The organism is Nocardia sp. A7, from assembly GCF_046549215.1.
Taxonomy (GTDB): Bacteria; Actinomycetota; Actinomycetes; order Mycobacteriales; family Mycobacteriaceae; genus Nocardia.
This window is the reverse complement of record NZ_JAJPWE010000004.1, coordinates 25801-39508: the sequence shown is the minus strand read 5'-3', so window position 1 is coordinate 39508 and position 13708 is coordinate 25801. Positions and strand designations below refer to the sequence as shown.

At 64.9% G+C, this 13708-nt stretch carries 10 protein-coding genes; 6 read left to right on the top strand and 4 right to left on the bottom strand.

What is annotated here, in order from left to right:
• Positions 1 to 109: 109 nt before the first annotated feature.
• Complete coding sequence (locus tag ACLJPD_RS22075; protein ID WP_410874584.1) at positions 110 to 2272, top strand: sensor histidine kinase; 2163 nt, start codon at positions 110 to 112, stop codon at positions 2270 to 2272.
• 34 nt (positions 2273 to 2306) lie between these two features.
• On the opposite strand, the gene ACLJPD_RS22070 is transcribed toward ACLJPD_RS22075, so the two are convergent.
• The 4 genes from ACLJPD_RS22070 to ACLJPD_RS22055 all read right to left on the bottom strand — a co-directional run bounded on the left by ACLJPD_RS22070 (position 2307) and on the right by ACLJPD_RS22055 (position 8918).
• Positions 2307 to 4145: an alkyl/aryl-sulfatase gene (locus tag ACLJPD_RS22070; protein ID WP_410874583.1), complete on the bottom strand. Its 1839-nt coding sequence runs from the start codon at positions 4143 to 4145 to the stop codon at positions 2307 to 2309.
• A gap of 138 nt (positions 4146 to 4283) precedes the next feature.
• Entirely contained in the window at positions 4284 to 6218 is a 1935-nt protein-coding gene (locus ACLJPD_RS22065; RefSeq protein WP_410874582.1) for an alkyl/aryl-sulfatase, read from the bottom strand.
• 109 nt (positions 6219 to 6327) lie between these two features.
• Positions 6328 to 6984: a GAP family protein gene (locus ACLJPD_RS22060; RefSeq protein WP_410874581.1), complete on the bottom strand. Its 657-nt coding sequence runs from the start codon at positions 6982 to 6984 to the stop codon at positions 6328 to 6330.
• Between the two features lie 614 nt (positions 6985 to 7598).
• Positions 7599 to 8918, bottom strand: coding sequence for a PucR family transcriptional regulator (locus ACLJPD_RS22055; RefSeq protein ID WP_410874580.1), 1320 nt, complete (start codon positions 8916 to 8918; stop codon positions 7599 to 7601).
• A gap of 132 nt (positions 8919 to 9050) precedes the next feature.
• Between ACLJPD_RS22055 and ACLJPD_RS22050 the strand changes: the two genes are divergently transcribed.
• The 5 genes from ACLJPD_RS22050 to ACLJPD_RS22030 are packed head-to-tail and all read left to right on the top strand — an operon-like array spanning position 9051 to position 13683.
• Positions 9051 to 9809, top strand: a complete 759-nt coding sequence (locus tag ACLJPD_RS22050) for an ABC transporter ATP-binding protein (protein ID WP_410874579.1) — start codon at positions 9051 to 9053, stop codon at positions 9807 to 9809.
• The gene (locus tag ACLJPD_RS22045) at positions 9806 to 10531 is read left to right on the top strand and encodes an ABC transporter ATP-binding protein (protein WP_410874578.1); all 726 of its coding nucleotides are present in this window, start codon (positions 9806 to 9808) and stop codon (positions 10529 to 10531) included. The genes ACLJPD_RS22050 and ACLJPD_RS22045 overlap by 4 nt, the downstream gene beginning before the upstream one ends.
• Entirely contained in the window at positions 10528 to 11406 is an 879-nt protein-coding gene (locus tag ACLJPD_RS22040) for a branched-chain amino acid ABC transporter permease (RefSeq protein ID WP_410874577.1), read from the top strand. Before ACLJPD_RS22045 ends, ACLJPD_RS22040 begins: the two co-directional genes overlap by 4 nt.
• Positions 11407 to 11411: 5 nt before the next feature.
• The gene (locus ACLJPD_RS22035) at positions 11412 to 12443 is read left to right on the top strand and encodes a branched-chain amino acid ABC transporter permease (RefSeq protein ID WP_410874576.1); all 1032 of its coding nucleotides are present in this window, start codon (positions 11412 to 11414) and stop codon (positions 12441 to 12443) included.
• A complete protein-coding gene (locus ACLJPD_RS22030; protein WP_410874575.1) occupies positions 12433 to 13683 on the top strand; it encodes an ABC transporter substrate-binding protein in 1251 nt (416 codons plus the stop codon). The genes ACLJPD_RS22035 and ACLJPD_RS22030 overlap by 11 nt, the downstream gene beginning before the upstream one ends.
• Positions 13684 to 13708: the final 25 nt, after the last annotated feature.

Here is a 13708-nt window from a genome sequence, read left to right as displayed (position 1 = left end):
CTGACTGGCCTCATCGATCCGTGCTCTGTGCGATGGCGACCGCGTTCATGCTTCATCAGCACAAGCCTCTTCGATCCGAACGGCTCGAGTTGTTCGCCACGCAGTCACGATGGAGTGTACGTTGCGCCGATCATCGACGATCTCACTCGCGCCCGACCTGCTGCCCGTTCCCACCTCCGACGGTCGAGGAATTTTGCGCAGTCGATGGCGAAACCTCGAGCAGTGGCCGGTTCGATCCAAGGTCAGTGCCGCGGTTGCTGTTCCGTTGATCGCGGCGATGCTGCTCGGTGGTCTTCGTCTGACGCTGTCTTACGGTGACTACTCCACCTACAGCGACGCCGCTGACCGGATCTCCGACATACCGGCAATCACCGCACTCGAATCGGCGGCCTCGACACTCGCGGCCGGACAGGTGTACGGCACCGCCAACGACCACGATCTGGTCGAGTTGTCAGTTGCTATCGCGGAGACGTCGGTACGCGCCGAGCGCGAAGGGATCGACCCCCTGGTCGCACAAGCGCTGCGGCAGATGACCGCGACGAGCGAGACCATTCGATCAGGCGGCAAAGGTGGTAGCGATCCGCACAGGGCAATCGAGTTGAGCAACGAGGTCGTCCGCGAAGCCGTCGCCACAATCGACAAGTTGTTGGTACCAATCCAGATCAGCACGATAGTCACTGCGAGAATCCAATTGTCGGATCTGCTACTCGGCAAGCTCGATGGCTTCAACTGGCTCATGGCCGCGATGACAGCGATCCAGAATCCGATGAAGGCCGACGACTTCCACGCAGCGGACGGCTCGTTCGTGTCGATGATCAACACTGTCGAACGCGACCTGCCCTCGGCAAAGCCTGACTTCGACCGCGTGGTTCGCCCCAACAACGCCATCATCACCCGAGCGATCGTCGCGGCGATCCGCACCGGCCGACTTGACCTGCCCGAGCTGCGCACCCTCGCGCTCGAATCTCGGGATGTTTTCACCGAACTCGGCGCTCAGACCGTGCGGCAAATCGTCGGCGATATCGATCGCGAGGTCAGCGCCGCCAGGTCAGCGGCCGTCCGGGCTTCCGCCGTGGTGACGGGGACCTTGATCGCGGCGCTCGTACTGGCCGTCTTGGTCGCTCGAGCGCTGCTACGGCCGTTGCGGCGGCTGCGCGCGGGAGCGACCGCCCTTGCCGATCACGATCTACCCGACCAGGTCGACCGAATCAGCCGCGGCACCGGACTCGAGCAGATCGAGATCACCCCGATACCGGTGGGTACCCGCGAGGAGATCGGTGAGATCGCTCGTACGGTCGACCGGCTGCACACGCAGGCACTCAGACTCGCCGCACAACAACAACACCTGCGCGACCAGATCAGCGGCATGTTCGAAACCATGGCTCGACGCAACCAGACTCTGGTCGATCGCCAGCTCAGCATGATCGATGCGCTCGAACTCGAGGAGAAGGATCCCGACCGTCTCGGCCACCTCTTCCAACTCGACCACCTCGCCGCCCGCCTGCGTCGAAACAGCGCCAACCTGTTGGTTCTGGCCGGCACCAAAGTTCGCCACGAGCGGTCGGAGCCGGTTGAGCTTCGCGACATCGTCCGCGCTGCGCTTTCGGAAGTCGAGGAATATCAGCGCGTGAAAACCGGTGTTACACCCCATGGTTGGATCGTGGGCTCCGCGGCCACCGACGTAGTGCACTTGGTCGCCGAGCTGCTCGAGAACGCGCTGCGCGCCTCCCCACCCGACACCGATGTCCTCTTCGCTTACAGCCGTTCCATCGAGGGTGGGCTCTTGATCGAGGTGATCGATTCCGGCATCGGCATCGCGCCGGTCGAACTCGCCGACATCAACCAGCGGCTGTCCACGATGACCTCTGCCGACCTGGCGACTACCCGGCGGATGGGCATTTTCGTGGTCAGCAGGCTCGCCGAACGCCACGGGATCACCGTCCGCCTGCGCCGCACCCGAGACCGGGCATTCAATCCCGGCATCACCGCTAGCCTGCACATCCCGGGAACGCTGACGGCGGCACCGCTGCCTACCGCACCCGGCTTTCTCCAGCGGGAGCCGAGAGCTCAACTGATCCGGGGTCGTGCCCAGTCGGGTGGGTCAGCTCTGCAGCAGCCTATGTCGCCTCGACGCACCCCCGAGTCGATCCGTGTCGGACTCAGCGACCTTCACCGCGGTGTGTGGGACGGCCGATCCCGTCCCACATCGACACCGTTCGAACCTCCCGACAATTATCGAACACACCCCTCAGGACACGCTGAGCACGGATGACCCGAATTCGATTGATAGACCGACAATGCCACCGTCACGGGGTCGAAAGGTTGAATGCTGGATCGAATTCGTCCATCACCGAGGCGTAGTCCTTCAGGATCGCGGGGTCACCCTCGACGGTGACGGCACCGGAGCCGAGCACCGCGTCCGCTTTCCCAGGCGCCAGCAGTAGGCCGATGATGGCCTGCTTCGGGCCGGTAATCGTGGCGTGGACGTCGACCGCATGGCTCGGACGGGCGTTGAGCACCCCGTTGGCGATCCACAGCGTCCACTTCTCACCGGTATCGGTGAGTGTGAAATTCATGCGCACGTCCGCATCCGCGGCCTTCTCGCCGATGACGTGGACGGCCGCGAAGTCGAAAACCAGGTCGGTCGGCATGTTCAACACCATGTCAGGGCTTGCCGTAGCCACCGCGCCTTCGGTCGCGACACCCTCACGGAGCTCCTTGGCCGCGGTCAGGAAGATGCCACGCCACTGCGGGATCTCCTGCTGGTAACCGAGCTGCTCGTACGCGTCGGCTTGCAAGTCCTTGGCCTCGGTGTCAGCGCTGTCGGCGAACACCAGATGGTGCAAAACCTGTACCGCCCAACGGTATTCGCCCGCTTCGATCGCGCGTCGACCTTCCTCGAGGATTCTGTCACGCCCGATCAGATCGACATGGCGCTGCGCGTTCTCGGTCGGGATCAGCGGCCACAGCGACGCCGGGTCACCGTCCCAGAAACCGAGTTCCTTACTGAACACCGCGCGCACATTGTGGTGCAGGGCACCGTGGTAGTAGCGGTTGAACCATTTGCGGCCCAACGCATCCGGCAACCGGATCTGTTCGGCAGCCTCGATCGGGGTCAGCCCCTGATTGGCCAGGCGCAACGACTGATCGTGAATGTATTTGTAGGTGTCGCGTTGCGAGGCGAGGAAGGCGTTGACGGTCTCGTTGCCCCACACCGGCCAGGTGTGCGTGCCGTAGTGCACCTGCACCTGCTCGCCCCACCGCTCGATCGTCTCGTCGAGAACCCTCGCGAAATTGCGGGCATCGCGGGTGCGCGCCCCACGCAGGGTCTGGATGTTGTGCATGGTGTGGTTGGCGTTCTCCGCACAGGTCAAAGCATTGAGTTGCGGAATCCAGATGTGCATCTCCTCGGGCGCCTCGGTATCAGGCGCGTAGAGGAATTCGAAGGTGAGACCACCGAGTTCGCGGGTCTCCCCCGTCCGGGTGATGGAGTCGGTGGGTCCGATGTAGGTCATGGTGAAGTTCTTGTTGCCACTCGGGGCGATACCACCGGTCACCAGACCCAACGGGTTTTGCGGCAGCAACGTCGCGAAGGCATAGCTCGCGCGCCGCGACATCGCATTGCCCGCGATCACGTTCTCGCCGATCGCGTACTTGGCGAAGGACTCCAGCGTGCCCGGCGCGATGATCGGCACCTTGCCCGACGCCACGTCAGCGGGATCGACGACCCCCTTCACACCCGCGTAATGGTCGAAGTGGGTGTGCGTATAGATCACCGCGACAACCGGTTTGTCGGCGATATTCTCCCGGAACAACGCCAGCCCTTGCGCCGCTGATTCGGCCGATTCGGTGGTGTCGATGACGATCAGCCCGTCGGGCGCGTCGATGATGGTGAGGTTGGCCCCCGCACTGTTGCGCACCTGATAGATACCATCGACCACCTTGTACAACCCGGCCCGCTTGATCAGCTGCGACTGCCGCCACAAACTCGGATTCACCGAGTCGGGCCGCGGCGTTTCGTCGGTGATGTAGTCCAGGTTGTGGCCGTCATAGACCACCGCCCCGTCCGCCCGAAGAGTCATCTCGTCCGGAATCGGCGCGATGAAACCGCGATCGACGTCGTAGAAGTCGTCGCGGTCATCCATCGCGTACATCCCGACTGCCGCCTCGTTGGCGGCTACCGTCGCGGTGCTTGGCTGTTTGGCTCAGTCATTCGATCTCCGATCCGAGGGAACCGCTGGCAGGGGCATCAAGAAGGTCGGGAGGCCGGGATGGGTTGCTGCTCAGTGATCAGGGGCGTCCATCTCCGCGGGTAGCGGGGTGACGATCGCGAAGTTCGGGTCGAAATGGTCGAGCAGGCCCGCGAGAATGGTCAGTGCGTCCGCGTCACCGTCGAGGGTGATCGTGTTCTTGCCCGCGAGCGCCTCGGCCGATGTGGGGTTCAGCAGCACCGAGGTCAACGCCGCTTTAGGGCCCGACACTGTCAGCTGCGGGGTGAACCAACGCCCCTTGCGGGTGTTGAGCACACCGCGCTGGACCCACATCGTCCACTGCTGGTCGTAGTCGGTGAAGTCGACGTGGATGGTGAGGTCGGTGCCCGCGGCCCGCTCACCGATCACATGGATGGCGACGTAGTCGAAAAGGATGTCGATCGGCATCGCCAGGATCGTGTCCGGGCTCGCTGTCGCGTACGGCGCCTGTTGTACGCCGTTGCGCAATTCCAGTGCGGCCGAGAGATAGATACCGCGCCACTGCGGGCCCTCGGCCTGGTAACCGAGTTGTTCGTAGGCGTCGGCCTGCAAATCCTTGGCCCGCTGGTTGCTCGGATCGGCGAACACCACAGCGTGCAGGATCTGCACTGCCCAGCGGTAGTCGGCCTCGGCAATCGCGCGCTCACCCTCGGCGAGAATCTTGTCCGCGCCGGCGAATTCGACGAACCGCTTGGCCGACTCGACCGGGGTGTGCGGGTGCAGCGACACCGGGTCGCCGTCCCACATACCCAGCTCCTTGGTGAATACCGCGCGCACGTCGTGGTGCAGGGTGCCGTGGTAGCCGCGGTTGAACCACATCCGCCTCAACTCCTCCGGCAGCTCGATCTCAGCGGCAGCGGCCAGCGGGGTGTAGCCCTTGTTCGCCAAGCGCATCGCCTGGTCGTGGATGTATTTGTAGGCGTCGCGCTGCCCGGAGATGAAGTCGGTGATCTTCTTGTTGCCCCACACCGGCCAGGTGTGCGGCCCGTAATGCACCTCGGCCTCATCGCCCCACTTCTCGAGCGTCTCATCCAGATATCGGGCGAAGTTGCGGGCGTCACGGGTGCGCGCACCACGCAGGGTTTGGACATTGTGCAGCGAATGGTTGGCATTCTCGGCGCACGTCAGGGCCTTGAGCTGGGGAATCCAGATGTGCATCTCCTCAGGGGCCTCGGTATCGGGGGCATAGAGGAATTCGAACTCGATGCCCGCGATCTCGCGCTTCTGACCGGTCTCGGTGATCAGGTCGGTCGGCGAAATGTAGGACACCAGTGGGCCTTTGGTGGAGATGATGCCGATCCCGCAGGAGATCATGCCGTTCGGGTCGTCGGCGAGCAGGCCGCCGAAGGCGTAGAAACTGCGGCGCGCCATCGCATTACCCGCCACCACGTTCTCACCGATCGCGAACTTGTCGAACTGCAGGCCCGGGGCGATGATCGGGACCTTGCCCGACTTGACATCCTCGGCGTCGACCACGCCTTTCACACCGCCGTAGTGGTCGATGTGGGTGTGGGTGTAGATCACCGCGGCGACCGGCTTGTCGGTGACGTGCTCGCGGATCATCGCCATGCCCTGGGCGGCCGATTCGACACCCGCCATGCAGTCGATGACGACGATTCCGTCGTCGCCCTCGACCACAGTCAGGTTCCCGAGGTCGTTGTTGCGGACCTGGTAGATGCCCTTGGTCACCTCGTAGAGTCCGCCCTTGTGCATGAGTTGGCTCTGTCGCCACAGGCTCGGGTTCACCGAATCGGGGGCGGGGACGTCATCGCCGATGTACTCGAAATCCGCAGGGTCGAACACCACCCGCGCGCTGTCGGTCGACGAGTAGACCGGGCCGGGGAACTCCGCGATCAAGCCCTGGCGCGCGGTGGTGAAGTCTTCACGGTTGGCCATGTCGTAGAGGTGTGCTGCGGCGCGATTGGTCGCTGTCGTGGCAGCAGTGGGTAGCTTGCGATCCTGACTCATCGACACTCCTCGCCTCGGACTTGACGCAACCTGGTTTCAGACTTGCCGAATCGCCGGTGACGCGCCTCACCCGATCCGGGTGAGGTCGGTCGGGACGCGTCGAGGTTCATCAGACGAGTGAGGCGATCCCGCGCAGGGTGAACATCGCGCCGAAGCCGAACAGGACAGCCATCGTCATCGCGCGGTTGTTGGCCAGCATCCACCGCTTCACCGAGTCGAGGCCGGTTTTGGCGCGATCGCCGAGGACCAGGAATGCGCCGATAGGGATGAGGAAATCGAGCATGGCCGCGATGAACAGCAGGAATGCGCCGACGATTGCCTGTCCGGTGTTCACGTCGGAACTGGCGATGATGCTCAGCCCCGACATCATGATGAACAGGTTGGGGTTGAGCACCGCAAGCAGCGCGCCTGCGGCGAAGGCTGTGCGTGGGGTGGCCGCTTCGAGTTGGGTGAGCCATTTGGGTGGCGGGGCGTTGGGGTCGGGTTTGCGGATGAGCACGCGCAGGCCGATGAGCAGGAACAGCACTCCGATGGTGAGGCCGACCCAGTGCGAGACCGTCTGAGAGGTCGCCCCCGGATCGGAGGCGCCACCGAGTAGACCTGTCACGATGATCTGGGAGTAAACCAGCGCGAACGCGCCCGCGAACGCCGCCACGTTGGCGATCGGGCGTTTGGACTGCAACAGCAACACCGCCCCCGCGATCGCGGCTGGGGTGATGATCAGCCCGATTATTTCCGGGACGAGCAAGGCGATCAGGTTTCCCATCGGCGCTCCTCGGTGTTGTGGGGTATTCGAAGACCGGCACTCGCCTCACAACAGCGGGTTCGTCGGATTCACCGCCGACAGCAGAACACCGAGCCCGATCACAATATTCATGGGGCTAACGGTAGAAGTGCGACGTCCCACCCGCGTCACCTGTTCTGGGTGACCTTCATCGTGCCGTCTTCAGATCCAGAAGTGGACAAGGTGCGAGCGCGGACCCGGTGTTTCGCGATCGCATGTGCAGATGTCATTTTTGGTTATGTTGTGCGAGTTCAGATCTGGTGGACGTCGGTCGAGTCGGAGTGGAAGGCCTGAGAATAGTTCCGACAATCCTGGCAGGGACAACAGCCGCCGCTTCTGCAGTGTCAGCGGGTTTGGTAGCCGGATTGACCAAGTCCTCGACGTTCACAGATCTCCTCGCCCGCGACTACGCCTTCCGCGCAAAACCTTTGCACGCACCATTGGCGTCCCAGAGGAACAGGCCAGCGCACTCACCCACATATCCCGAGCTGTCGCGGACCAGCGCAAAGATCTGGCGACCGGATTACCGCCCGGAAGCTACTCGACGAGGCACTGGAGTCGGCAATTGCGCCGGATTCCGGGGGTTGGGCGCAGGATCACACCTCATTCGCAACAAGCACATCGTGGCGACCCGAGTGTCCGGGCTGCAGCTCGATCGCCACCAGCAATTCGACCAGGTCGTTGACGCTGCGCACATTGCGGCCGGTCAGTTCCTGGATCCGCCCGAGCCGGTACTTGGCGGTGTTGAGGTGGATGCACAGAATGTCGGCAGCTTCGCGAAGGTTCATATCGGCGGCGGCGTAGGCGCGGATGGTCTCGGCCACTGTGCCTCCGCGGACGCGGTCGTCGGCCAGTGCGGCGCCGATGCGCGGGTCGACAAGCTGACGAGTGGTGTCGTCGGCGCGCAGCAGCAGGTACCGGAACGGCGTCATCTGCGGCAGCGCGAGCACACCACCGTCCTCTGGCAGCAGGGCCAGCGCAGCCTGCGCCTGCTGGTGGGCGCGGGGGATCTGGGAGACTTCGGTGACCGCAGTGCTCACGCCGACTGCGAGCGTGATGCCCTCGGGGGCGAGTTCCTCGCGCATCGCGCGCAGCTGGTCGCATAGCTGGTCGGCCGAGCCGTCACGCGCGAGCGCAGGAATCGCGACGATCTCTTCACCACGCACCGCCGACAGCGTGCGCAACCCGTTGACACCGACTCGCGCTGCGGCGGCCGACACCAATTGCTTCGTCTCCCTGAACCTGTCGGCGGACCCGGCTCGCACCGGCCCTTCGAGCACGACAGCGGTCACTACCACCAGCTTGGTGCGATCGTCGCCGATCCCGTGCATGGTGGCCACCGACCGGTATGGCCCGCCCACAGGCAGCGTTCCCGCGAGCAGCGTGTCGATCAGCGCCTGGCTGTCCCTGACCGAATCAGCCTCCACGTACGGCTGGCAGCCCAGGAACGCGTTGGTGGCCTGGGTACTGATGAAATCGGTGTAGCGGGCCAGTGGGCCGGCCAGCGACAGCACGGCCTCGCGGCCCGCCTCGGTGTCGCCGGTATGGGCGAGTAGCGATTTCCAGATGGCGCGCTGGGCCAGCCTGATCCCGGTGATGTAGTCGACCAGCGACACACCCGACCGCGCCCGCCGCACGGCTGCCTGTCTGACATAGGTGACATCGGCCGGGGTGACCCGCTTGCGTTCGAGCAGCGCACCGAGGCCGGTGCGGCTCAGCCTGGCCAGCTGGTCGTGCACGTCAGTAAGGAAGCCGGGGTCGGCCGTCCCGTAGGCGGCCAGCTGCCCGCGGATCGTGGTCATCACGTCGTCGGCGATGGCGTCGGCGTGTTCGTAGGCGCATCCGACGATCCGCGCACGCTCGATGTGCACCGGATCCGAGACCGAAGCGGGGAGCAGTTGTGATCCAGATGACATATCTGGGGAGTTTGCATGTCCGGTTTCGCGGTGTCAACCGACACGAGCCCTGTCCGCATCGGACGAGAGCGCCCGAAGATTTGATCTAAAACGTCCGATGTGGTCGAAGAAGTACAGATCTAAGTTCGTCCCATGCTCGAAATAACCAACCTTACGGTGCGCTTCGGCGGCATCACCGCCTTGCACGAGGTCGGGTTCACGGTGGCTCCCGGGGAGATGGTCGGTCTGATCGGACCCAACGGCGCGGGCAAGACCACCCTGTTCAATTGCCTGACGCGGCGTAATCGGCCGACGTCGGGGACCATGCGCTACCGCGATACCGACTTGTCGACGGTGCGTCCCGACGCTCTCGCCGGGCTCGGCATCGCGCGCACCTTCCAGAACCTCGGCCTTTTCCCCCGCCTTTCGGTGCGCGACAACATCCTCGTGGGCGCTCACCATCGGGCCTGCGCGGGCTTCATGTCGGCGGGTCTGCGGTTGCCGAAGGTCCGCAGGGAGGAAGAGCTGCTGCGCGCCGAAGCCGACGAGCTGCTCGAGCGCCTCGACTTGACCGCGGTCGCCGACCACGTGGCCGCGGGCCTGCCCTTCGGCACCCTAAAGCGCATCGAACTGGCCAGGGCGCTCGCGGTCCGGCCGCGGCTGTTGCTGCTGGACGAGCCGGTCAACGGACTCAGCCACAGCGAGGTCGACGAGTTCGCCGAGCGCCTGCGCTCCCTCCAGACCGATCTCGACCTCACCGTCGTCGTGGTCGAGCACCACATGGGTTTCGTCATGGGTACCTGCGATCGGGTGGTGTGTCTGGAGTTCGGGCAGGTCATCGCCGAGGGCGAACCCGAAGCGGTACAACGGGATCCGGCCGTCATTCGCGCCTATCTGGGCGCGGCGGCATGAGCGAGTTCCTGACCGTCACCGACCTGCACGCCGGTTACGGCGCAGCGAAAGTGCTTCACGGCGTGAGCTTCTCGGTCGCCGAGGGCGAGGTGTGCGCGATCCTGGGCCCCAATGGCGCGGGCAAGACCACCTTGCTGCGCGCCCTGTGCGGCATGGTCAAGGTCCGCGGCACTCTTCGGCTGGGCAGCACCGAGGTGACCGGCCGTGCCCCAGAAGCGATGGCACGCCTCGGCGTCGCCCATGTACCCGAAGGCCGTGGCACGTTTGCGCCGCTCACCGTCGAGGAGAACCTGCGTCTAGGCGCGTACACCCGGCGTGATCGCGCGGGCGCCGAGACCGACCTGCGCCGCGTCTACGACTACTTCCCGATCTTGGGCGACAAACGGCGCGAACCGGCGGGCGGGCTGTCCGGCGGCCAGCAGCAGATGCTCGCCATCGGCCGCGCGCTGCTGCTGCGCCCGCGCGTGCTGCTGCTCGACGAGCCCTCGCTCGGCCTGTCCCCGCTGGTGACCCAGGAGTTGTTCGGGATCGTGCAAACCATCAACGAAGAGGAATGCACCACCGTGATCGTCGTCGAGCAGAACGCTCATCTGGCCTTGGGCATCGCCCACCAAGCGCACGTGCTGGAGTCCGGGCGCATCGTGCTGTCCGGCACGGCCGCCCAGATCAGGGCCGATGACCAGGTCATCCGCTCCTATCTCGGAATCCGGGTGCGGCCGTGACCGAATTCGTCCAGCAACTCGTCGAGGGACTCTCGGCGGGCGCGATCTATGCCGGCCTCGCACTGGCCCTCGTCCTGATCTACCGGTTCACCGGGATCGTCAATTTCGCCCAGGGTGAGCTGGCCATGTTCTCGGCGTTCTTGGCCTGGCAGTTGAGTCAGATCATGCCGTTCTGGGCGGCGCTGATCCTCACCCTTGTCATCTCCTTCGCTGCGGGCATGCTGATCGAGCGGGTGATCATTCGCCCGGTTGAGGGCGCGCCCGAGATCACCCTTGTCATCGTCACCGTCGGCCTCTTCTTCACCGTTCATGCCGCGGCAGGCTGGATCTGGTCCTACCAGGTGAAGTCGTTTCCGAATCCCTTCCCCGACGGCGCGTTACGCGGGGGCGGCATCAGCGTCGGCTACGGCAGCCTCGGGGTCTTCGGCGTCGTCGGTGTGGTGATGGCGCTGCTGTATCTGCTGTTCCGCTACACCAGGATCGGGCTGGCGATGCGGGCGGTGGCCTGTAACCCGCAGTCGGCCAAACTCGTCGGCATCCGGGTCGGCACCGTGCTCGCGCTCGGCTGGGGTCTGGCCGCGCTGGTCGGGGCGGTCTCGGGTGTGCTGTCGGCGCCGCTGCTGTTCCTCGAACCCAACATGATGGGCGGAGTCCTCATCTACGCCTTCGCGGCGGCGACCCTCGGTGGGTTCGACTCCCCCGGCGGCGCGGTGGCAGGTGGTCTGATCGTCGGCGTCGCCGAAACCCTCACCGGCGCTTACGTCGACGCGATCGGCACCGAACTCAAGATCGGTGTGCCATTGGTGATCATCCTGGGCGTGCTGTTGCTGCGCCCGCAAGGTCTGTTCGGACACGCGGCGGTGGAACGAGTATGAGCGAAATGAACACTGCGACAGCACTTTCGGTCGCACCACAGTCGAAAACGGCACTGCACCGACTGGATACGGTCCGCTGGCCACTCATCGCGACCGGCGCGCTCATCCTGCTCGCCTGCGCCGCGCCCTTCCAGTTGGTGCCCTTCCACACCTTCCAGCTCGCTATGGCGATGATCTACGCGGTCACCCTGCTCGGGCTGAACCTGCTGGTCGGGCACACCGGCCAGATCTCATTGGGCCACGGCGCCTTCTTCGCCATCGGTGCCTACACCGCCGCGATCACGATGGAGCATTGGGACACTCCGTATTTCGCGACCATCCCGATCGCCGCCGCCGTCACCTTCGTCCTCGGTTTCGCCCTCGGCATCCCGGCGCTGCGACTGCGCGGGCTCTACCTGGCACTGGTCACCCTGGCCATCGCGATCTTCCTGGTGCCACTACTCAAGCGATTCGACTCGGTGACCGGCGGTTCTATGGGTCTCACCGTCACCAAGCCCGTCCCACCCGCGTGGACCGGGCTGGCCGAGGACCAGTGGCTGTACTTTCTGGCGCTGGCCACCACCGTGGTGAGCTTCGTGCTGGTGGCAAGCATGCTGCGTTCCCGGGTCGGCCGTGCGCTGCACGCGATGCGCGACAACGAGATCGCCGCCGAGGTACTCGGGGTGAACCTGGCGCACTACAAAACGCTCGCCTTCGCCTGGAGCGCACTACTGGCCGGCGTGGCCGGCTGTGTCTACACCTGGGTGATCGCGTTCGTCTCACCCGACTCGTTCGCGCTGACACTGTCGATCACCCTGCTGGCCGGACTGGTCGTCGGCGGGCTCGGCACCACCTGGGGCCCGCTGCTGGGCGGACTGTTCGTGATGTTCGTGCCCAGCTTCGCCCAGGACGTCAACCAAGCCGCACCCGGCGTCATCTTCGGACTGCTGATCATCGCGGTCATGTACCTCGCGCCCAAGGGTTTGGCCGGCCTGGCCACCCAGTGGACGCAATGGCTCGGACATCGTGTCCGGAAAGGGAAAACTCATGCGCACTAACGCAATCCGCAACATCGGCATGGCGGCGGCGCTACTCGCGACCCTCACCGCGTGTGGTGGTCGTGGCGAGGAGACCGGCTCCGTCGGTCAAGGCGACTGCCAGGGTCAGCAGACCACCGGAATCACCGATACCACCATCAAACTCGGCGGGGCGTACCCGCTGTCGGGTCCGGCGTCGGCCTACAGCGAGGTCCCCAAGGGCGCCAAGGCCTACTTCGATTACATCAATGCCGAGCAGGGCGGCATCGACGGCCGCAAAGTCGAGTACATCGTCCGCGACGACGGCTACCAGCCACCCAAGACAGTCGAGGAGACCCGCCGCCTGGTCGAACAAGACCAGGTCTTCGCCATCTTTCAAACTCTGGGCACAGCAACATCTTCCGCGGTGATGGACTACCTCGGTCAGCGCAAGGTCCCCCAGATCTTCGTCGGCTCCGGCGCGACAAAGTTCGGCGCGGACACCGGGCAACCGTGGACCATCGGCTGGCAGCCCAGCTACCGCACCGAGGGTCTGGCTTACGCGCAGTACGTGAAGGCGCAGCGGCCGAACGCCACCGTGGCGGCGCTCTACCAGAACGACGACTTCGGCAAAGACCTGCTCGCCGCGTTCACCGAAGGGATCGCGGGCAGCGGTATCAAGGTGATCGAGCAGCAGAGCTACGAGGTTACCGACCCCACCGTCGACCCGCAGGTGCGCAACCTGGCCAACTCCAAAGCCGATGTGCTGCTCAACTTCTCGAGCCCGAAGTTCGCCTCCCAGGCGCTGGCCGCCGATGTGCGCAACACCGACTGGAACCCGATGCACGTACTCACCCAGGTGTCGAACACGATGACCACGCTGCGACCGGTCGGCCTGGAGAACGTTCAGGGAGTGGTGAGCGCGGCCACCCTCAAGGAGCCATTCGACCCGCGCTGGGCCTCCGACGCGGGCATGCAGACCTTCAAGTCGAAGTTGGCGCAGTACGCACCGGGCGCCGACCCGGAGAATCAGCACCTCATGACCGGCTGGGCAATGGCCGAGAGCTTCCGCAAGACCATGGAAGCGGCGACCTGCCCGACCAGGGAGGGCCTGCGCGATGCGATGCGGTCACTCGACAACGTCGCGGTCGGTCTACTGCTGCCCGGCATCACGCTGAAAACCGGTGCGGGCGACGGCTACCCGCTCGAAGCCGTCGGCATTCAGACCTTCTCGGGCAGCCACTGGTCGCTCACCGACGGCCTGATCGAGACCGGCAAGTAGCCCCCGATCGTTCCGCGGCACACCG